Origin of the sequence: Rhodobacter lacus (assembly GCF_042683065.1) — a bacterium.
In the GTDB taxonomy this organism is placed as follows: domain Bacteria; phylum Pseudomonadota; class Alphaproteobacteria; order Rhodobacterales; family Rhodobacteraceae; genus Rhodobacter; species Rhodobacter lacus.
The window spans coordinates 178,841-199,172 of record NZ_JBHUIX010000011.1; the positions used below are offsets into that span (position 1 = coordinate 178,841).

19 protein-coding genes are annotated in these 20,332 nt (G+C 64.1%); 13 read left to right on the top strand and 6 right to left on the bottom strand.

Annotation, left to right across the window (positions count from 1 at the left end; translation table 11 throughout):
- The first annotated feature begins 44 nt into the window (after positions 1–44).
- The gene (locus ACFSM0_RS10440) at positions 45–533 is read left to right on the top strand and encodes a PaaI family thioesterase (protein ID WP_377390058.1); all 489 of its coding nucleotides are present in this window, start codon (positions 45–47) and stop codon (positions 531–533) included.
- On the opposite strand, the gene ACFSM0_RS10445 is transcribed toward ACFSM0_RS10440, so the two are convergent.
- Both ACFSM0_RS10445 and ACFSM0_RS10450 read right to left on the bottom strand, forming a co-directional pair.
- Complete coding sequence (locus ACFSM0_RS10445; RefSeq protein ID WP_377390060.1) at positions 485–1,609, bottom strand: DUF2235 domain-containing protein; 1,125 nt, start codon at positions 1,607–1,609, stop codon at positions 485–487. The two genes, ACFSM0_RS10440 and ACFSM0_RS10445, sit on opposite strands and share 49 nt — an antisense overlap.
- A gap of 135 nt (positions 1,610–1,744) precedes the next feature.
- Positions 1,745–2,890 carry a type III PLP-dependent enzyme gene (locus tag ACFSM0_RS10450; protein ID WP_377390062.1) on the bottom strand — a complete coding sequence of 382 codons (1,146 nt, stop codon included), beginning with the start codon at positions 2,888–2,890 and terminating at the stop codon, positions 1,745–1,747.
- Positions 2,891–3,115: 225 nt separating this feature from the next.
- On the opposite strand from ACFSM0_RS10450, the gene ACFSM0_RS10455 reads away from it, so the two are divergent.
- Positions 3,116–3,547, top strand: coding sequence for an Lrp/AsnC family transcriptional regulator (locus ACFSM0_RS10455; RefSeq protein WP_377390064.1), 432 nt, complete (start codon positions 3,116–3,118; stop codon positions 3,545–3,547).
- Between the two features lie 106 nt (positions 3,548–3,653).
- On the opposite strand, the gene ACFSM0_RS10460 is transcribed toward ACFSM0_RS10455, so the two are convergent.
- The 4 genes from ACFSM0_RS10460 to ACFSM0_RS10475 all read right to left on the bottom strand — a co-directional run bounded on the left by ACFSM0_RS10460 (position 3,654) and on the right by ACFSM0_RS10475 (position 10,019).
- Positions 3,654–6,776 (bottom strand): valine--tRNA ligase, encoded by a 3,123-nt coding sequence (locus ACFSM0_RS10460; protein ID WP_377390066.1) that lies wholly within the window; start codon positions 6,774–6,776, stop codon positions 3,654–3,656.
- Between the two features lie 75 nt (positions 6,777–6,851).
- Complete coding sequence (locus tag ACFSM0_RS10465) at positions 6,852–7,622, bottom strand: VOC family protein (RefSeq protein ID WP_377390068.1); 771 nt, start codon at positions 7,620–7,622, stop codon at positions 6,852–6,854.
- An 82-nt stretch (positions 7,623–7,704) separates the two neighbouring features.
- The gene (locus tag ACFSM0_RS10470) at positions 7,705–9,138 is read right to left on the bottom strand and encodes a UbiA family prenyltransferase (protein WP_377390070.1); all 1,434 of its coding nucleotides are present in this window, start codon (positions 9,136–9,138) and stop codon (positions 7,705–7,707) included.
- A 2-nt stretch (positions 9,139–9,140) separates the two neighbouring features.
- Positions 9,141–10,019, bottom strand: a complete 879-nt coding sequence (locus tag ACFSM0_RS10475; protein WP_377390072.1) for a lytic transglycosylase domain-containing protein — start codon at positions 10,017–10,019, stop codon at positions 9,141–9,143.
- 437 nt (positions 10,020–10,456) lie between these two features.
- Here ACFSM0_RS10475 and ACFSM0_RS10480 point away from each other — a divergent pair, with 437 nt between their 5' ends.
- From ACFSM0_RS10480 to ACFSM0_RS10530, 11 genes are all read left to right on the top strand, one after another.
- Positions 10,457–10,681, top strand: a complete 225-nt coding sequence (locus tag ACFSM0_RS10480; protein WP_377390074.1) for a hypothetical protein — start codon at positions 10,457–10,459, stop codon at positions 10,679–10,681.
- A 232-nt stretch (positions 10,682–10,913) separates the two neighbouring features.
- Entirely contained in the window at positions 10,914–11,138 is a 225-nt protein-coding gene (locus ACFSM0_RS10485; protein ID WP_377390076.1) for a hypothetical protein, read from the top strand.
- Between the two features lie 157 nt (positions 11,139–11,295).
- A complete protein-coding gene (locus ACFSM0_RS10490) occupies positions 11,296–11,520 on the top strand; it encodes a pilus assembly protein (RefSeq protein WP_377390078.1) in 225 nt (74 codons plus the stop codon).
- 77 nt (positions 11,521–11,597) lie between these two features.
- Entirely contained in the window at positions 11,598–12,467 is an 870-nt protein-coding gene (gene cpaB, locus ACFSM0_RS10495; RefSeq protein ID WP_377390080.1) for a Flp pilus assembly protein CpaB, read from the top strand.
- A gap of 190 nt (positions 12,468–12,657) precedes the next feature.
- On the top strand, positions 12,658–14,076 hold the full coding sequence (locus ACFSM0_RS10500; protein ID WP_377390082.1) for a type II and III secretion system protein family protein: 1,419 nt from the start codon (positions 12,658–12,660) through the stop codon (positions 14,074–14,076).
- A 24-nt stretch (positions 14,077–14,100) separates the two neighbouring features.
- Positions 14,101–14,766: an OmpA family protein gene (locus ACFSM0_RS10505; protein ID WP_377390084.1), complete on the top strand. Its 666-nt coding sequence runs from the start codon at positions 14,101–14,103 to the stop codon at positions 14,764–14,766.
- A gap of 248 nt (positions 14,767–15,014) precedes the next feature.
- Positions 15,015–16,283 carry a CpaE/TadZ family protein gene (locus ACFSM0_RS10510; RefSeq protein ID WP_377390086.1) on the top strand — a complete coding sequence of 423 codons (1,269 nt, stop codon included), beginning with the start codon at positions 15,015–15,017 and terminating at the stop codon, positions 16,281–16,283.
- 22 nt (positions 16,284–16,305) lie between these two features.
- The gene (locus ACFSM0_RS10515) at positions 16,306–17,778 is read left to right on the top strand and encodes a CpaF family protein (RefSeq protein ID WP_377390088.1); all 1,473 of its coding nucleotides are present in this window, start codon (positions 16,306–16,308) and stop codon (positions 17,776–17,778) included.
- A gap of 5 nt (positions 17,779–17,783) precedes the next feature.
- Positions 17,784–18,752 carry a type II secretion system F family protein gene (locus ACFSM0_RS10520; RefSeq protein WP_377390090.1) on the top strand — a complete coding sequence of 323 codons (969 nt, stop codon included), beginning with the start codon at positions 17,784–17,786 and terminating at the stop codon, positions 18,750–18,752.
- A 10-nt stretch (positions 18,753–18,762) separates the two neighbouring features.
- Positions 18,763–19,773 carry a type II secretion system F family protein gene (locus ACFSM0_RS10525; RefSeq protein ID WP_377390092.1) on the top strand — a complete coding sequence of 337 codons (1,011 nt, stop codon included), beginning with the start codon at positions 18,763–18,765 and terminating at the stop codon, positions 19,771–19,773.
- A 3-nt stretch (positions 19,774–19,776) separates the two neighbouring features.
- Positions 19,777–20,331: a tetratricopeptide repeat protein gene (locus tag ACFSM0_RS10530; RefSeq protein WP_377390094.1), complete on the top strand. Its 555-nt coding sequence runs from the start codon at positions 19,777–19,779 to the stop codon at positions 20,329–20,331.
- Position 20,332 lies beyond the last annotated feature (1 nt).

Consider the following 20,332-nt stretch of genomic DNA (forward strand, 5'->3'; position numbering starts at 1 on the left):
TTTCGCATGGACCCGCGCGCGGCAGGATCATCCGAGGGGGAACCATGACGAAACAGAGATATGCGGAAACTCCCGAGGATTTCTTGCCGCTTTCCGAAATCGGCAAGCTCTCGGGGCTCGACTACATGCGCAAGATGATGGCGGGCGAGGTGCCCTCCACCACCTTCGCACGCGGCTGCAATTACTGGATCAGCGCGGTGGAGCCGGGGCGCGTGGTGCTGACCGGCGTTCCGGGCCATGCGCATACCAACGCCTTTGGTGGCGTGCATGGTGGCTGGTATGGCGTGCTGCTGGACACTTGCCTCACCTGCGCCGTGATCACCGGGCTCCAGCCCGGCCAGATCCAGACCACTCTGGACCTCAAGATCAACATGTTGCGGGCGATACCGCCGGGCCAGGAGATCACCGCAGAGGGAAGGCTGGAGCATATCGGGCGCTCCACCGGCGTGTCGCGCGGGGAAATTCGCGGGCCGGATGGCAAGGTTTACGCCCTTGGCACGGCGACATGTCTGGTGATGGCCGCCCCCGGTTGAAGCCGCTCCCCCGGCACGTCGGGGTCAGGACGGATTTTCAGCCACCATTCGCGGCGCACGGTGAGCGCCGTCTCGTGGATGCGCTCGGAGATACAGCGGTGCGCCACCCGCGGCGCGCGCCAGATCGAGGTTTTCCCCCAGCCAGACCAGCTGCCGATCGAGGGGGCGGAGGCATCGCAGGGGAAGTCGGCGCGCCAGTTGAACGGCAATTCAAGCCCCACCCCTTCGGCCCGCTCCATCATCCACACAAGCGGAATATTGGCAAGCGGGCGGGAGCGCTCCGCGCCGGCAAGCTGGCCGCCAATATCGGCATGGCAGCCGCGAAACCAGACCTGCTCGATCCGGTGCGCCCCGGTCTCGGCGCGGTCCCACACGAGCGGGGCAAGCACCCGGCGCGTTTCATGCAGCGCAAGCGCCTGATAGCCGTGCCGCACGCTCGGCCCGAGCGTGTGGTCATGAAACCGCACCCGAAGCGCGCTCCGCGCCGAGCGGAAGGGAAAGCGCGGCCCCAGCGCCGCCACAGTGTCAAAGACGCCGACCATCTCGATCCGCGTTTCCGCGTGGCAATACTGGCTGCGGAAGGCCTGCGGCGACGCCTCCGACTCGTAATGCCGCCACGCCTGAAGCACATTGCGTTCGGTGGCCTCGCTGCTGCGCAGCAGCCCCACCCGGTCGATCAACCCGGCGAGCGAACGCGCGGCAAAGGCCCCGCGCGAATAACCCAGCAAAAAGATTCTGTCTCCGGGGCGGTAGCGCATCGCAAGCCAGCCATAGGCGCGCATGATCTGCATCTCCACGCCCCAGCCCAGCCAGATATCCTTCACGTCGCGCCATTCGCGATATTTCAGCCCCTTGCCGTAATAAAGCGAGGCGCGCGGGACGGTGCGGCGCAGGTAAAGATAGAGCAGCCCGATCGAGGTGCGCCGGATCGGGTTGAGCGAGCCGAGCGTGCCGTCCAGCAAGACAACATGGTCCACGGGCCCCCGCTCCCTGCGGCGGATCGTCGGGGTCTCGACGCTGTCATCGGCATCTTCCTGCCGCAAGCGTCCGATCAGGCGATGGAGCAATCCGATCATGGCACACTCGTCATTGAAAACGGCCTCACCCTGAAAACGATAGGGCAAGGCCGTTAACTCTCAATTACATTTGCGCCAGATTGTCGCAGCTCACGAAAGAATGTTGCGTTTTCGCCAGGTGCGTCTGCAGAGCGTTCAGCCGCGCAGCGAGAGCGCGGTGAGAATTTCAAGCTGACCAAAACCGTTGAAGCGGGTGTTGGTGGCCGAGGAATAGGCGCCCATGCCATGAAACACGAGGAAATCGCCTTCCTCGAGCGTGCCCGGAAGCGCAATCTCCCCCGGCAGCCGATCAACGGAATCACAGGTCGGGCCAAAGACGATGCGGTTCACCGCCGCGCCGGTGCGCGGCGCGCCGCACGGCGCCCTCACTTCGAGCCGCTCGATATTGCCAATCAGCGGCAATTCGGCGAGCCCGCCATAAACACCATCATTGAGAAAGACATGGCTGTCATCGCGCAGCGCCTTGACGCGGGTGATATGGGTGAAGGCATCGCCCACAAGGCCGCGGCCGGGTTCGCACACAAGCGCCGGGCGCGCGGCGCCGAAAGCCTCGGTCGCAACGCGGTCGATCAGCGAAAAGATCTCTTCGAGCGCCGGTGCCGGGCCGCGGGTGCGATGGTTCGGGAAGCCCCCGCCGACGTTGAGCCGGCGCGCCGGCACATCCGCCAAACGGCAGATCTCCGCCGCGGTGCGGATATAGGCGCCCCATGCCATCGGGTCCGTGCATTGCGTGCCCGGATGGAAGGTAAGCGAGGGCATGAACCCCGCGCCCGCGGCCCGCGCGAGCAGCTCCGCCGCCAGCACCGGCGTGGCGCCGAATTTCGTGCCAAAGTCATAGGCCGCCCCCCGCACCGGCAGCGTGAAGCGCACCGAAATCTCACAGCCCTCGGCGGGCACCATCTCGATCAGCTTTTCCAGCTCGGAGCGCGAATCGACCGACCAGGTTTTCACCCCGGCGCGCACGGCATGGGCGATCTCGTCGCGCCCGCGCACCGGGTTGTGGTAATGCAGCGCCGCGCGCGGTGCGATGCGGCGGATCATGTCGATCTCGGCGGGCGAGGCCACATCAAAGCCGCGGATCCCGGCAGCAACGAGGTTTTCGATCACCATCTCGTCGGGGTTCGATTTCACCGCATAGGTGACCAGCCCCGGAAAGCCGCGCAGGAACCGGCGCGCGGTCGTTTGCAGGACTTCGGGGGAAAACACGAGCACCGGGTGATCAGGGCGTTTCGTGCGGATGATTTCGGACGGATTCGCCCAGATCGTCTTCGACAGTCCCATCGGCTTCTCCTCGCCAACAGAATTGCAGCCACCTCTTGCCCCGGCTTCACGGGTCGGGAGACGCTTACAGCGTTTCAACCAACCAGGCCAGGTGCGGATGAGCCGCCCTTTTCCTGTCTTCTCAGACTGCGCGATATGGGGCACATTTCCACCGATCTAAAGAGTAGAAATGCGCCAAAAACTCGTTATAATGACGAAAAATTCGGTCAAACTGCGGGTGCGCTCATGGATGATCTCGACAAGGCGATCCTTGGCCTGCTTTCGGGCGATGCGCGAATGTCGCTCGCCACGCTGGCGCGCCGGCTCAAGGTCGCGCGCTCAACGGTGCAGGCGCGGCTGGAGCGGCTTGAGGTCACGGGCGTCATCGCCGGATACACGGTCAAACTGGGCGAGGCGGCGCGCGCGGGGCGCCTTCGGGCCACGGTTTTGCTGATGATCGAGCCGCGCGCCCAGCCCGCGATCCTCAGCCGGTTGAAGGGCATTCCCGAGGTGGAGCGGATCTCCACCACCTCGGGGCGCATTGATCTGCTGTTGCAAGTCGCGGCCAACTCCACCGCGCAACTCGACAATGTGCTCGATCAGGTCGGCGAGATGCAGGGGGTGAAAAGCTCCGAAAGCCTCATCCATCTGAGCACAAAACTCGACCGCGCGGTCTGATCCGCACGGCGCAGCCGCACCCGAAGCCCCCTTCGACTTTGCTTAAATATCCCGGGGGGTGAATTGCCCGGAACGGGCAAGAGGGGGGCAGCGCCCCCCTTCCCCGTCAGCCCAGTTCCGCGAGCCGCTTGAGCGCCGCGCCGATCTTTTCGGCCTCTTCCGCGCGCGCGGCAAGATTGGCGCGCGCCTCCTCGATCACCTCTTCCGCGGCATTCGCCACGAATTTCGGGTTCGCAAACCGCGCCTTCAGCCCGGCGGCTTCCTTCTCCACCTTGGCGAGCGCTTTCGAAAGCCGCGCCTTCTCGGCGGCCACGTCAATCACCCCTTCGAGCGGCAGCCCGAACAGCGCGCCCGGCGCCGGGATCGAGATCGAGCCCTTGGCAACGGCGCCCTCGGTGATTGCCTCGATCCGCGCGAGCCGCAAGATCAACGCCTCGTTTTGCGCAAGCGCTGTGCGCGCGGCCGCATCGGCCTCGGCCAGCGTCATCGGCAGCTTTGCCGCCACCGGCACGCCCATCTGCGCCCGGCTTGAGCGGATCTCCTCGATCAGCCCGATCACCCAGTTCATCTCGCGGTCGGCGTCCGTATCGACAAGTTCCGCGCCATAGCCCGGCCAGTCGGCATGGACGAGCATCTTCGCGCGATCCCCGGTCAGCCCCCAAAGCTCTTCGGTGATGAAGGGCATGATCGGGTGGAGCAGGATATAGGCCTGATCGAGCACCCAGCGCATCGTGGCGCGGGTTTCCGCGGCGTGTTCGGTGTCAAAGAGCGGCTTGGCGAATTCGACATACCAGTCGCAGACCTTGCCCCAGACAAAGGCGTAAAGCGCGTTTGCCGCATCGTTGAAGCGGTAGCTTTCAAACGCCGCATCCACGGTTTCGCGCACTTTCGCGGTCTCACCGATGATCCATTTGTTCACGGTGTGGCTGGCCACGGGCACGCCCGCGGCGGCGGGGCCCTCGAACACGCCGTTCATCTCGGCAAAGCGGGTGGCGTTCCAGATCTTGGTGCCAAAGTTGCGATAGCCCGCGATGCGGTCTTTCGAGAGCTTCAGCACGCCGCCAATCGCCGCCATCGAGGCATTGGTGAAGCGCAGCGCATCGGCGCCGTATTCATCAATGATTTCCAGCGGGTCGATCACATTGCCCGCGGTCTTGGACATTTTCTTGCCCTTCTCGTCGCGCACGAGCTGGTGCAGGTAAACGGTGTGGAACGGGATTTTGCCCGTCACCGCCAGCTGCATCATCATCATCCGCGCCACCCAGAAGAACAGGATGTCGAAGCCCGTCACCAGCACATCGGTCGGGAAATATTTCGAGGTCGTCTCGTCCCAGTTCGGCCAGCCCAGCGTGCCGATAGGCCAGAGACCCGAGGAGAACCAGGTGTCGAGCACATCCGGGTCGCGCCAGAAGGGGATGTGGAAGTATCCATCTGATGCGGGGTCTTCCAACGGCCAACCGTGCGGCTTCGAGGCGACCTCAACTAGTCTTGCTGGACGAACGCCAGCGCGGCTCTGCCAGACTTCTGAAATCTTTTCTTTCACTTCCTCAACAGAGGCCGCACAGAACTGCTGTATGAGCAAACCTCCTTCGGTGAGAATGCCGCCAAGTGCATCTTCATCGAAGCTATGCTCGCGCAGGAATTTCGCCGCTTGTGATGGAGATACGTTGCTTGCGACACTAGTCCGCCATGTGCCGACTTCCCCCTTGATGCTCGGCACCATTGCATACCACACCGGGATCTGGTGCCCCCACCACAGCTGGCGGGAGATGCACCAGGGCTCGATGTTTTCCAGCCAGTGGTAGTAGGTCTTCTCGCCCGCTTCGGGCATGATCCTGGTGCGGCCTTCGCGCACGGCCTCAAGGGCCGGGCCAACGACCTTTTCGGCATCCACATACCATTGGTCGGTCAGCATCGGCTCGATCACCACCTTGGAGCGGTCGCCAAAGGGCTGCATGATCGGCTTGTTCTCGACATAGGGAACCAGCGTCTCGACCTCGTTGCCCTCCGCGTCCTTGACCGTGGCCCTGGTCATCACCGCGAGCCCTTCGGCGTTGATCTGGGCGACCACCGCCTTGCGCGCCTCCAGCCGGTCAAGCCCGCGCAGCTCTTCGGGGATCAGGTTCAGCGTGTCGATCTCGGCTTCGGTGAAGGACGCGCCTTTCGAGATTTCCATCGCGCGCTGCGCGCAGTCCTCGTAGCGCGCCCCGTCAGACCGCATCGCGCCCTTGGTATCCATCAGCCGATACATCGGCAGGCCGGCGCGTTTGGCGACCTGATAGTCGTTGAAATCATGCGCGCCGGTGATCTTCACCGCGCCCGAGCCAAAGGTCGGGTCGGGGTATTCATCGGTGATGATCGGAATCAGGCGGCGGTGTTCCTTCGGCCCGACCGGGATCTCACAGAGCATGCCGACAATCGGCGCATAGCGTTCATCAGACGGATGCACCGCCACCGCGCCATCGCCCAGCATCGTCTCGGGGCGCGTGGTGGCGATGGAGATATAGTCGCGCGTCTCGCGGAAGGTCACATTCCCGTCTTCGTCCTTCTCGACGTATTCATAGGTGGCGCCCCCGGCGAGCGGGTATTTGAAGTGCCACATATGGCCCGCCACCTCGATATTCTCGACTTCGAGGTCAGAGATCGCGGTCTCGAAATGGGGGTCCCAGTTCACCAGCCGCTTGCCGCGGTAGATGAGCCCCTTGTTATACATCTCGACAAAGACCTTGATCACCGCGTCATGGAAGTTGCCTTCCTCGCCCTCGGGAGCCCCCGGCGCGCCCGACATGGTGAAAGCGTTGCGCGACCAGTCGCACGACGAGCCAAGGCGTTTGAGCTGGTTGATGATGGTCGAGCCGTATTTGCCCTTCCATTCCCAGACCTTTTCCAAAAACGCCTCGCGGCCCAGCTCGGCGCGGCTCGGCTGCTGGGTCTTGGCCAGTTCCTTTTCCACCATCAGCTGGGTGGCGATGCCCGCATGGTCCTGCCCCGGCTGCCAGAGCGTGTCAAAGCCGCGCATCCGGTGCCAGCGGATCAGAATATCCTGCACCGTGTTGTTGAAAGCATGGCCGACATGGAGCGCGCCCGTTACGTTCGGCGGCGGGATCATGATGCAGAAGGTTTCCGGGCGCGAGGCATTGGCGCCCGCCTTGAAGGCGCCCGCCTCTTCCCATTTCGCATAGAGCCGCGGCTCGGCCTCGCGCGCGTCGAAAGTCTTTTCCATCGTCATCGGTTCTGTCCTTTCAGGGCTTGACGCTCTTTAGCGCGCACGCCCTGCAAGGAAAAGCCTCCGAGACGGTTTGCCCTAGCGTTTGGGCGCGACAAGCGCGAAATGCGCCCCCTGCGGGTCGCGCAGCGTGGCGATAAAGGCGGGGCCGGGCACCTCCACAGGGCCGTTGAGAAGCGCGCCGCCGGCGGCCTTCACCTGCGCAATGGCCGGATCGAGCGCGGTCACACCGAAATAGGCGAGCCAGTTGGAGACCGGCGCCGGGCCGAGCCCCATCATGCCGCCAATCTGCACGCCGCGATGGGCAAAGACGTAATATTGCCCCAAAGGCCCAATGTCGAAATCCGCATCGCGGCGCCAGTCAAAGAGCTTGCGATAGAACTCCAGGCTGGCGCGTGGATCAGACGACATCAGCTCAAGCCAGGCGCCATGACCGGTGGCGCGCTGGTTCCAGGCGCCGCCCTCGGGCGGCGGGTCCATCGGCAAGGGGGTCAGCACGCCAAACACCGCGCCCTGCGGATCGCCCAGAATGGCGAAACGCCCGGTGCCGGGAATGTCGGCGGGCTCTTTCCAGACCTTGCCGCCAAGCTCCGCCGCCCGTGCCGCGGTGGCGTCGCAATCCTCGACCGCAATATAGATCATCCAGTTCGGCGGCGTGCCGGGCGGGGATTCGGAGAGCGGAAAGCCCCCGGCCACCATGTCCTTGCCGGCGCTGGCGAGGCGATAATCAAACCCCTCCATGCCCGCGCTCGACCATGCCCAGCCCATCAGCGGCGCGTAGAATTCCTGCGCGGCGTCCAGATCGGGGACGGAAAGCTCGAACCAGCAGGGAAGACCGTGCTCAGACATGGCTATTCTCCTTGGAAACGACACCATCCTAGCATGATGCGCCCGACGCGAATATGACGGATCTTGCGGCAGGCCCGCGCCCTCAGCCCCCGAACCACTGCGCCCAGAGCCCCGCCGCCCAGAACATCAGGCTCAGGGTCAGCATCAGGAACCCGAGGCCGAACTTGTCCCTGAGGGCGAAAACGATCGGGTCGTAATCCTGCTTGCCGAACCAGCCCAGCATCACCATGCGGATGAGCCACCAGCCCATCGGCACCATCGCCAGCCACAAAAGCCATGTGTCGGGGTAGAGCGCGCGGCCCTGATCGGAGACGGAATAGAGAAAGAAGATCAAAAGCGCGCCAAACACACCCAGCCCCGCGACATTGAGCAGGTCCCCCCGGTCGGGGCGGCCATAACCGCGCCCGGGGAGGCGTTCGTCATTCTTGGCGAATGTCAGCTCTGTGAGCCGCTTGACACAGCCCAAGGCGATGAACACCGGGAAGATGAAGATCAGCATATAGATTGAAACATCCACCCCCCCGGCCGCCGCCCCCGCGACCACGCGGATCGTGTAAAGGCTTGCCAGCGTCGCAATATCGACCCAGCGCATCCGCTTGAGCTTGAGCGAATAGGCAAGCGAGGTGAGCATGTAGAGCGCAACGATGCCAAGAAAGCCCGCGTTGAGCGCCGCCGCGATACCGAGGGCAACGAGCGCCAGCGCCACACAGGCGATCATGCCGATCTTGATCGGCACCGCGCCGGAGGCAAGGGGGCGGCGGCATTTGGTCGGGTGCAGCCGGTCTGCCTCAAGGTCGAGCAGATCGTTGACGATATAGATCGCGGAGGCCGCGAGGGAGAAGGCGATCATCCCCAGGAGGATCGGCACCAGCGTCGCCAGATCGAACCGGTGCGCGGCGATCATCGGCAAAAGCAAGAGCACGTTCTTGACCCATTGATGCGGTCGGATCGCGGTCCAGAGCGCGCGCGGCGCCCAGCCGCCGGGCAACTCCACCACGCCAATGCCACGCGCGGGCAGCGCCGCGGCCTCGGACACCTTGCCCACCACAATGGCCGTCTCGGCATGCGACCAGACCGCCATATCGGTGGATTCGTTGCCCGCATAAAGAAAGCCGCGCGGCCCGAAGGCCGCAACGAGCGCTCCGGCCTTGGCGCTTCCCTTCAGGTTCACGCGGCCATCGCTGGCAAAAACATGCGGCGAAAGCCCGTGCTGCGCCGCAAGCGGCGCCACCAGAGACCGGTCAGAGGCCGACGCAAGGCAAACCTCGCGCCCCTCGGCGAGCGCATTGACCGCCACCTCTGCCACCGCCGGGTTCACCGGCATCAGATCGGTGCGAAGCGGCACCGCGGCCGCAAGCTTCGCCTTCAGCGCCGCCGGGTTGGAAAAATGCGCCGCGACAATGCCGAGCGTGGTCAGCGGGTCGCGCCCGAGCCCGGCCCAAACCCCCTCATAGAGCAGGTCGGTGCGCAAAAACGTGCCATCGACATCAAGCACCAGCGGTTTCGGCACGCCCATCCCTACCCTTTCACCGCGAAAACACAGCCGTCGGTCACAAGCTCCGGCGGGCTCAGGCAAAGCCCGCGCGCCACTTGCCACGCGGCAAGCACCTTGGGCACATAATCGCGTGTCTCGGCATAGGGGGGCACGCCTCCCGCGCCTTTCACGGCATTTTCTCCGGCGTTATAGGCGGCAATCACCATCAGCGGATCGCGGTCAAATTCCTTCATCAGCCAGTTCAGATAGGCAACGCCGCCCTTGATGTTCTGCCCCGGATCGGTGCTGTCATTGACCGCGAACCGGTCCGCCGTTGCGGGAATGAGCTGCATCAGCCCGACCGCCCCCGAATGCGAAACAGCATCGGCACGCCCCCCCGACTCGGTCGAGATCACGGCAAGCACCAGCGCGGGCGAGACCTCGGTGCCGATCGTCGCGGCAAGGATCTCCCGGCCATGGGTCAGCGCGATCGCTTGCAGATGGTCGAGCCGCGGCGCACGCACGCTTTGGCCGCCCGGCCCCGCGGCCAGCGCATCAATCGCTTTCTGGAACCGACCGGCGCGATCCCCGAGCGCGGGCGAAACCGCGTTCCAATACCAGGCGTAATTCGCCGAGGCGCCGTCCTGCGTCCGTCCGCCACCGATGCCGCTCGCGCTGGCGGTCTGCGGCGGGGGCGTGGCGGTGAGCGGCGCGAAAGGCTTGGCCGCCTGCGCCGCAAGCTCGCGCATCTGCTCCTCGGGGTCGATCTGAATCGTCAAAAACCGGGTCTGGCCCTTTTTCGGTGGCAAAACCCGTTTTGGGGTAAAATGATGCACTGTCGGCCCGGCATCGGCAAAAGCCGCACCCGGCAGCGCCACAAGGGCCGCAGAGGCCGCAAGAGTGAATGCCCATATCCGCCGCATCGGCGCCTGTCCGTTCTGGTTGTTGACTGCTCTATGGCGGGTCTTGTGCCCGTTTTCTCCGTTATCCGCGAAAACCGCCACGACTCCAAAGAAAAACACGCGATCCGGGCGTTGCGCGGCGATATTGCCCGGCCAGTGTGGCACCAACGCCGGGCGCCGGGGCGGGCCACCCACCGCAAGACCCCGGGGCAACACCGGCAAACCGGGACAAAATTTGCCGCAAACCTCCCGAACGAACAAAGAAAACCGTTATATTTCAATGGCCATGGCGCATTTGATCCGGGCCTAACGATTCCTGAAAATTCCGCTGACGCGCCCCATTCCCGCCACGTTTGGGCAGGAAAAAGAGGGCATCCCGCGAGGCAATGGGCCAAGGTCAGAGCTGGCAGCACCGCGGAGCCCCGGAACTCAGAAGCCCGACATTCAGGAGAGACCAGATGAAATTCTTCAAAATCGCCCGCAAGATCCGCACCGAAGAAGACGGCGCCGTGACCGTTGACTGGGTCGTGCTGACCGCCGCCGTCGTCGGCCTCGGCGCCGCCGCGCTCACCCTCGTGCGTTCGAGCACCGGCAAGCTGACCGGCAAGATCGACACCTATGTGTCCAGCGCCGAGGTCAAGAGCACCTTCGACGCGAGCGAAACCGCTTCGGGCAGCAACTGATCCCAAGCGCAGATGCCACCTTCCGAAGGCCGCCCGACCGGGCGGCCTTTTGCCATTGGCCCGGCACGACCAAGGCCGCCGGCACATGCCCCGAAGAAACACCGAAACCGCCCCAATCGAGCCACGATTCCCCGCGATAACAGGGACATCCCGCGAGGCAATGGGCCAAGGTCAGAGCTGGCAGCACCGCGGAGCCCCGGAACTCAGAAGCCCGACATTCAGGAGAGACCAGATGAAATTCTTCAAAATCGCCCGCAAAATCCGCACCGAAGAAGACGGCGCCGTGACCGTTGACTGGGTCGTGCTGACCGCCGCCGTCGTGGGCCTCGGCGCCGCCGCGCTCACCCTCGTGCGTTCGAGCACCGGCAAGCTGACCGGCAAGATCGACACCTATGTGTCCAGCGCCGAGGTCAAGAGCACCTTCGACTCGAGCGAAACCACCTCGGGCAGCAACTGACCATTCGCGTGACGCAGGTCACTTCGCCATCCGGGCCGCCCCTTCGGGCGGCCTTTCGCTTTGCGCCCATGAAACGAGAATTTCACCACTTTCCGCCGTAATTGCGCCGCCTTCAGGCGTAAACATGGGAGCTGAGTGAGGTGTCAGATCAGGGACGATGACCGTGACAGGGTTCGATTTCAGAAAAGTCTGGGGCGCACGGCTGCGCCACGAGGAAGGCGCAGTCACCGTCGACTGGGTCGTGCTGACCGCTTCGATCGTCTCGCTGGGGATGATCGTTGGCGGCGTGATCTGGGGGCAGTCCGGGTCGCTGGCCGGGGTGATCTCCTCCTATATCGGTGAGCAACAGGTGATCTCCACCTTTGCCGAGGCCGGTTCCTGAACGTGACAGGGCGCGAGAAGAGATCGCGCCGTGCGGAAACGGGGCTCGTGTGAGCCCGGAAAGGATCAGGTGCACTGATGCGGATGCTCTTTGCTGTGTTTCTCGTTCTGGGCGTCGTGCTCGGCGGGGCGGCGATCTACATGGCGCAGCAACAGATCGCGCAATACCAGGCCGAACGCGACTATCTGGCCGCGATGCGCAACGACACGCCCCAGCTCACCGATGTGGTGGTGCTGCGCCGGCCGCTGAAATACGGCGAACGCTTCACCCGCGAGGATCTGGACATTGCGAAGGTGCAGGCTGACAAGCTTCCTGAGGGGGTGTTCCTGTTCCCCTCCGCGCCGCAAGGCACGCCGCAGGCCGAGCGCGCGGTCTTTGTGGAGGGCGAAACGCGCCCGCGCGCGGCGCTGCGCTCCTACGGGGTCAACGAGCCGCTGCTGGCGCAGAAAGTTACCGCCCCCGGCGTCGATGCGGGCATCATCTCTGCGCTGTCGCCGAACATGCGCGCCTTCACGATCGAGGTGAACGTCTCTTCCGGGGTGTCGGGCTTCCTGCGACCGGGGGACCGGGTGGACGTGTATTGGTCCGGGACGGTGGGCAACCAACCCGTGACCAAGCTGATCGACACCAATCTCAAGCTGATCGCCATCGACCAAAGCTCTGATGCCGACCGGGCCGCCGAAACCAAGGTGGCACGCACCGTCACCGCGGAAGTGACCCCGGAACAGGTTGCGGCGCTCACGCTCGCACAATCAACCGGCCAGCTCACACTGGCCCTCGTGGGCATGCGCGACACGGTCGACGTTGGCCAGATCGAAATCGACCGCAACAAGCTGCTCGGGATCTCTGTGCAGGAGGCCGTTCAGGCCGAAGCCGAGAGGGTCTGCACGATCAAGACCCGCCGCGGCACGGAAGTTGTCGAGACGCCGATCCCCTGCAAGAATTGAGCCAAGTCCCCCGCAGCGGTGCCCCGGACCCGGGGCACTTTTGCCTGCCTCGCTGCCGCCCCGGTGCCAAGCGGTTGATTCTTGCATAATTTCGCGGTTTCGGGCAATGTGAGCATTGAACGGGCGAACTGCCCAATGGACCGGGCGCAAGATCCGGGCGGCAGAGCGTGATCGGAGAGGCAGGATCACAATGAAAATGAAGAGCTTTCTTCGGGCTTGCATGGTGGGCTGTGCGCTTGGCGTCATGGCCTTCGCACCGCTGCGCGCCGAGACCTTGCGCGTCGTTTCGGGGAGTTCGAGCACCCCGCTCAATGTGCCGATGAACCGTGCCGTCGTCGTCGAAAGCGACCAACCCTTCTCGGAATTGTCGATCGCCAACCCCGGTATCGCCGATGTAACAACGCTGTCGGACAAGACGATCTACGTGCTCGGCAAACTCCCCGGTCGCACCACCATGACGATCCTTGGCGCCGATGGCACGCTGCTGTCGAACGTCGAGGTGCAGGTCACGCCCGACATCGGCGAGTTCAAGGAACGGCTCAAGCAAATCCTGCCCGGTGAGAACATCGAGGTCCGCACCGCCAATGACGGGATCGTGCTTTCGGGAACGGTGTCCTCCACCTCTCGGCTCGACCGCGCGCTCGATCTGGCCAAGCGCTATGCCGGTGAGCGCGTCTCCAACCTGATGACGGTGGGCGGCACGCAGCAGGTGATGCTGAAAGTGCGCTTTGCAGAGATGCAGCGCTCGGTTTCAAAGAACCTCTCCTCCTCGCTCGCCATGCGCGGCACGGTGGGCAGCGGCAAGGGCGCCACCGGCGTCGCCTCGGGCACTGGCAACTATTCCGGCGCCGGCGCCGTTGACGGCGTGTTCGACGGGGGGTCGATCCCGGTTTCGGGCACTTCGGGCAACCTCAATCTCGGTTTCACCGTCGGCAACATGGAATTTGGCGTTTTGCTCGAAGCACTTGAGAGCAAGGGCATGGTGCGCACGCTGGCCGAGCCGAACCTGACCGCACTGTCCGGCCAGCAAGCCAAATTCCTCGCCGGTGGCGAATATCCGATCCCGGTGGTCGATGACGGGACCGTTTCGATCAAATACAAGCCCTTCGGCGTGGAGATGACCTTCACCCCCCGCGTTGTGGACGGCAACCTGATCAACCTTGAGATCGCCGCCGCGGTCTCGGCCATCGACACCACGGTGACGATGCAGTCAGGCGGGTTCAGCGTGAACGCGTTCAAGCGCCGCGAAACCTCGACCACGGTCGAGATGCGCGACGGCGAGAGCTTCGCTATCGCGGGGCTGTTGCAAGACGATTTCAACGACCTCAACAGCCAGATCCCGTGGCTTGGTGATGTGCCGGTGCTTGGGGCGCTGTTCCGCTCTGCCGAATTCGAGCGCCAGCAATCGGAGCTCGTGATCATTGTCACGCCGCATCTGGTCACGCCGACCCGCGGTGAGGCGCTTGCGCTGCCCACCGACCGGGTGCGCCTGCCGACGGAATCGGAACTGTTCCTGCTTGGCAAAACCTCCGCCAAACCCGTTTCGGGGGCCGCGGGCGAAGTGGCACGGCAGGATTTTTCCGGCTCCTACGGCTATGTGATGGAGTGAGCGATGCAGCGTGAGAGGGCAGGAATGCGGAACAGCGCGCAGCGCTATGCTCTGGTGGGCGCGCTCGTCGCACTGGCCGCACTGGCCGGATGCAGCGGTGACAAGTTCCGCTCCGAAGTGGGCGGCGAATACGAAACCGGCGGCTTTGGCAACGCCACGATGAACAACACGCTGATGATGACCGGGCAACGTGACCTCGTCATCAGCCTGACCCGCAAATTTGCCGCCGATGTGCCCAACACGGTCAATTTCGCCTTCAACTCGGCGGTGCTCGACGGGGCGGCCCAGGCCGCGCTCGTGCAACAGGCGAACTGGATCAAGCAGTTCCCCGAGGTGAAGTTCCGCGTTTATGGCCATACCGACCTTGTCGGCTCGGATGCCTACAACAAGGCGCTCGGCCTGCGCCGGGCCAAGGCGGTGGTCGCCTTCCTGACCGGTCAGGGGATTTCGCGCGCACGGCTTGAGGCGGTCGTCTCCTATGGCAAGACGCAGCCGCTCGTTTACACCCCCGAGCCCAATGAGCAAAACCGCCGTACGGTGACGGAAGTGACCGGGCTGCTCAAGCGCGAGCCGCAATATCTCAACGGCAAATATGCCGATCTGATCTTCCGGGAATATATCCGCGCCGCGACCTCGGTGCAGGCTGCAGATATCGGCACCGTCGGCAACGGCGGCGGCGGCGGCCAGTAAAGCCCCCGGACCGGGCCGCGCTGGCCCCAAGGGCCAGCGCGGGACATGCCGAGCGATCGGCGCCGAAACGCCCCGCGCGGGCCTGATCGTCTCACCTTACCCCACAATTTGAACATTCCGGCCCCAATGTCGCCCAGATTGGCCGCGACCTTGGCGCAAGCAAAAGGCACGTCTTGTGAGTCGTGCCGGGTGGCGGCCGATGCCCGGATCACGGGTCCGGTCCACCACTGTAACAAAGGACCGAGGCAATGAGTGCAGCCCCCATTCTATCTCCCGAGCCGGCGCCGATCGTGGCCTGCACGGTCTCGCGCGATGTCTCCAACTTCGATCTACTGATCGAGGACATGGAAGCGGAGCTGGGCGAAAGCTGGGGGGATCTGACGTTCGAAGATGCGGTGATCTTCCTCAACCAGCCAGATGCCGAACTTCTCGATTTTGTCGCCATTGCCGTCGACAGCGATGACGAGGGCGATCTCGCGCGCATCTCCGGCATCATCACCACCGCAAAGGAAAAGGGAATCCGGGTGATCTTGATCGCCGAAGAGGTCTCTCCCATCGCGCTGCACCAGTTGCTCCGGCTCGGCGCCGACGATTTTGTGCCTTACCCGCTGCCTGAGGGCGCGCTGCACGAGGCGGTCGAGCGGCTTGGTCAAGGGGCGCTCCCGCCCGAACCGCTCGCCGCGCCATCGGTTCCCGCAACGAGTCAACGCGCCGGGGGCGGGCGCGACGGGGTCGTGTTGCCCGTGCACGGGCTTTCGGGCGGCGCCGGGGCCACGACCTTTGCCGTCAACCTCGCCTGGGAGCTCGCCAATCCCGAAACATCGAAAAAGAACCCGGTGCCCCCGCCGCGCGTCTGCCTGCTCGATTTCGACTTCCAGTTCGGCTCGGCCTCGACCTATCTCGACCTGCCGCGCCGCGACATCGTGTTCGAGATGCTGCAAGACACCGCGCATATGGATGCAGAGAGCTTCAATCAGGCGCTGGTGAGCTTCAATGACCGGCTGCAGGTGCTGACCGCACCCGCCGACATGCTGCCGCTCGACATCGTCACTGGCGAGGATATCGCCCGCATCGTCGAGATGGCGCGGGCGCAATTCGACTTTGTCGTGATCGATATGCCGACCACGGTGGTGAGCTGGACCGAGACCGTGCTGAGCCAGGCCCATCTCTATTTCGCGCTGATCGAGCTCGACATGCGCTCGGCGCAAAACACGCTGCGGATGATCCGCGCGCTCAAGGCCGAGAACCTGCCCGCCGAAAAGCTGCGCTTCGTTCTCAACCGTGCGCCCAAATTCACCGACATGACCGGCAAGGCGCGCGTGAAGCGGCTTGCCGAAAGCCTTGAGATCGCCCTTGAGGTGCAGCTTTCGGATTGTGGCCGGGTGGTGACGCAGGCCAATGACCACGGCCTGCCGCTTGCGCTGTCGGCGGCCAAGGCGCCTTTGCGCAAGGAAATCCAGAAGCTTGCACAATCCATTGCCGCGCTGAACCGCGCCGCCGAGGCCGCGACGGCCTGAGGCTTTTTCCGGAGGAAGTCGCATGTTCTCGCGTTACAAGAAAACCGCCCCTGCGGCTTCCGCTGCGGCCCCCCGCCCGGCCAGCGCGCCAGCGGCTGCGCCGCCGCCCGTGCCGCTTGCGGCAGGCGGTGCCGCTCCGGCCAAGCCGCAAGTGCAGCGCCGCGCCATGCCCGGCGCGGCGGCCACGCCCGCCCAGCCCGGCCATGCCGACAAGGAGCGCAAGCGCAAGGAGCGGATGAGCGAGCTGAAGGTGGAACTGCACAAGCGGCTCCTTGAAAACCTCAACCTCGCCGCGCTCGAACATGCCTCCGAGACAGATCTGAAAGCCGAGATTGCCGCAATCTCGAGCGAGGCAATGAGCGAGATGTCGGTCGCGCTCAATGGCGCCGAGCGCCAGCACCTGCATCAGGAGCTTTACGACGAGGTGATGGGGCTCGGCCCGCTGGAGCCGCTGCTGAAGGACGACACCGTCTCCGATATTCTCGTCAACGGGCCCAACCAGATCTTCATCGAGCGGTTCGGCAAGCTCGAACTCTCCGATGTCACCTTCAAGGACGAACGCCACCTGCTGCGGATCATCGACAAGATCGTCTCCGCGGTGGGGCGGCGTGTCGATGAATCCAACCCCTATGTCGACGCGCGGCTGCGCGACGGCTCGCGCTTCAACGCAATGGTGCCGCCGATCGCGGTGGATGGCTCGCTCGTCTCGATCCGCAAATTCAAAAAAGACAAGCTCGCGATCGACGATCTGGTCAAATTCGGTGCCTTCACCGAGGAGATGGCCGCCTATCTGCAGGCCGCCGTTGCCACCCGGCTGAACGTGATCGTCTCGGGCGGGACCGGCTCGGGGAAAACCACGACGCTCAATGCGCTCTCGAGCTTCATCGACAACTCCGAGCGCATTTTGACGATCGAAGACACCGCCGAACTTCAGCTCCAGCAGACCCATGTGGGCCGGATGGAGAGCCGCCCGCCCAACGTTGAAGGCAAGGGCGCCGTCACCCAGCGCGATTGCTTGCGCAACGCCCTGCGGATGCGCCCGGACCGGATCATCGTCGGCGAGACCCGCGGCGAAGAGGTCATCGACATGCTGCAGGCGATGAACACCGGCCACGACGGCTCGATGACGACAATCCACGCCAACAACGCGCGCGACGGCATCAGCCGCCTGGAGAACATGGTCGCCATGGCCGGGATCGAGATGCCGCTCAAGGCGGTGCGCAGCCAGATCGCCTCGGCTGTGAACCTGATCGTGCAGGCCTCGCGCCTGCAAGACGGCTCGCGCCGGATGGTCTCGATCACCGAGATCACCGGCATGGAGGGGGATGTGATCTCGATGCAGGAAATCTTCCGCTACGAACGGCTTGGCCTTGCCCCCGATGGCAAGATCATCGGCCGTTTCACCGCAACGGGCGTGCGCAGCCATTACTCGGACCGGTTCCGGCAATGGGGCTATGACCTGCCCGCCGCGATCTATGAACCCGTGCAGGACTGAGACCGATGCCCATCTCTCCGACCCCCATCATCTATGCGCTGATCTTCGTTGCGGTGCTTTTGCTGGTCGAGGGCATCTATCTGCTGGTCTTCGGCAAGTCGATCTCGCTCAACAAAAGGGTCAACCGCCGCCTCGAGATGCTCGACAAGGGCCAGCGGCGCGATCAGGTGCTGGAACAGCTCCGCAAGGAAGCCACGCAGCACATGAATGCGCAGGGCATCCCGGTCTATGCGCTGCTCGCCTCAAAGGCGCAAAAGGCCAATATCGCCTTTTCGCCCACGGCGCTGATCGGGGTGATGGGGCTCGTGAGCGTTTTTGCCTTTCTGGGGCTGACGCTTGGCACGCAAGCCTCGCCGCCCGTGCGGGTGGTGCTGGCGATCGTGATGGGCGTGGGCGGGGTCTATTTCTGGGTCAATGGCAAGGCCAACAAGCGCCTGAAAATGGCGGAAGAACAGCTTTCCGATGCGGTCGAGCTGATGGTGCGCTCGTTGCGGGTGGGCCATCCGTTCTCCTCTGCCATTCAGGCCGTCGCGAAAGAAATTCCCGACCCGCTCGGCACCGAATTCGGCATCATCGCCGATGAGGCCGCCTATGGGCGCAACGTCGTTGACTGCCTGCGCGATCTGGCCGAGCGGCTCGACATGCAGGATCTGCGCTTTCTCGCCGTCGCCGTGTCGATCCAGCAAACATCGGGCGGCAACCTTGCCGAAGTGCTCGATGGCCTTGCGAAAGTGATCCGGGCGCGGTTTCGCCTGTTCCGCCGGGTGCGGGCGATCACCGCCGAGCCGAAATGGTCTGGCGTGTTCCTCTCGGGCTTTCCGATCGCGGTGCTGGTCACGATCATGGTCGTCTCGCCCGATTATTACGACGCGGTCAAGGAGACCCCGGCTTTCGTGCCCGCTGCCATCGTCGCCTTCACGCTTTTGGGCTGCAACATGCTGTTCATGAAGATCATGACGACGATCAAGGTCTGAGGAGGCTCTCATGTCCATTGCTGCCATCGCCGACGCCCTCACCAAGCTTTTGGGGCCAATGGGCCCGATGATTGCGCTCGGCGCCCTTGCGGCGCTGATGGTGCTCGCCGCCCTGCCCGCACTTCTGAAAAAGCGCGAAGACCCGATCGACAAGCTGCGCGCCGCGATCCGCGCGCAAGGGGCAGGCAAAGGCGGGGCGGCACCGGGAGGGGCGGGGCCGCAGCGGCTGCGCTACGGCGGCGGCAACGACAAGCTGGAGAAATTCGCCGACTTCCTTGAACCGAAGAACAAGGAAGAAATGTCGGAGAGCCGGAAATGGCTGCAAAAGGCGGGCTATCGCGGCGCCAATGCCGTGCGCACCTTCCACGCGATCCAGTTTGCGCTCGCCATTGCGTTTCTGGGGCTCGGGCTCGCCTATGTCGCCTTTCACAATGCAACAAACGAGATCCCGCTCGACTCGACAGTCACCGTGGTGGCGATCTTGATGCCTGCGGTGCTGGGCTATTACGCCCCCAAATACTGGGTGAACAAACGTGTCACCGCCCGCACCGCCGAGATCGCCAACGGCTTCCCCGATGCGCTCGACATGCTGCTTGTCTGCGTTGAGGCGGGCCTGTCGCTCGATCAGGGGATCATCCGCGTTTCCAAGGAACTCGTTTCTTCCTACCCTGCGCTCGCGGAAGAATTCGAAACCGTTTCCCATGAGATCAAGGCGGGCATGGACAAGCCCTCGGTGCTGCGCGCCTTTGCCGAGCGCTCGGGCGTGCCCGATGTGGCTTCCTTCGTCACCGTGATGATCCAGTCGCAGCAATTCGGCACCTCGATCGCCGAAGCGCTGCGCCTCTATGCCGCCGACATGCGCGACAAGCGGATCATGCGCGCCGAGGAAGCGGCCAACAAGATCCCGGTCAAGATGACACTTGGCACGATGATGTTCACCGTGCCGCCGCTCCTGATCATTCTTGTCGGCCCCTCGATCCATGATATGATGGTGAACTTCCAGTCGATGAGCCAATTGTAATCCATGCTCCCGCGCATCACCGGCGCCGTGCTGATCTGCCTGCTGGCCGCCTGTTCGTCAGGCGGCCTTGGTGCGTCGAAGGGGAGCCCCTATGCGCCGGGCAATGCGGCGGGGGAAGGGGTCGACGGGCTGATCGTCGGCCACAGGCTGATGGCGGCGGGAGAATATGAACTCGCGCTGAAGGCCTATTACCGGGCCGCAGGCCAGCAGGGGGCAACCGCCGATGTGCTCTCGGCAATCGGCTCGGCGGATCTGAAACTCGGCCGTCTTGGTCAGGCAGAGCAGATGCTGCAACGCGCCACCGAAAAGGACCCCCGCTTCGTGCCCGCGTGGAACAACCTTGGCGTGGTGCTGATGGAGCAGAACAAGCCCGCCGAGGCGGCGCGGGTGTTCCAGATCGCCTACGGGCTCGACAGTGGCGAATCCGACGCGATCCGGCAAAACCTGCGCCACGCGCTCGCAAAATCGGAAAAGCCCGACTATGATCCTCCGCAGGACAGACCGTTCAAGCTCGTGCGGCGCGGGGTGGGGGAATACCTGCTGCTGACCGAGCAATGAG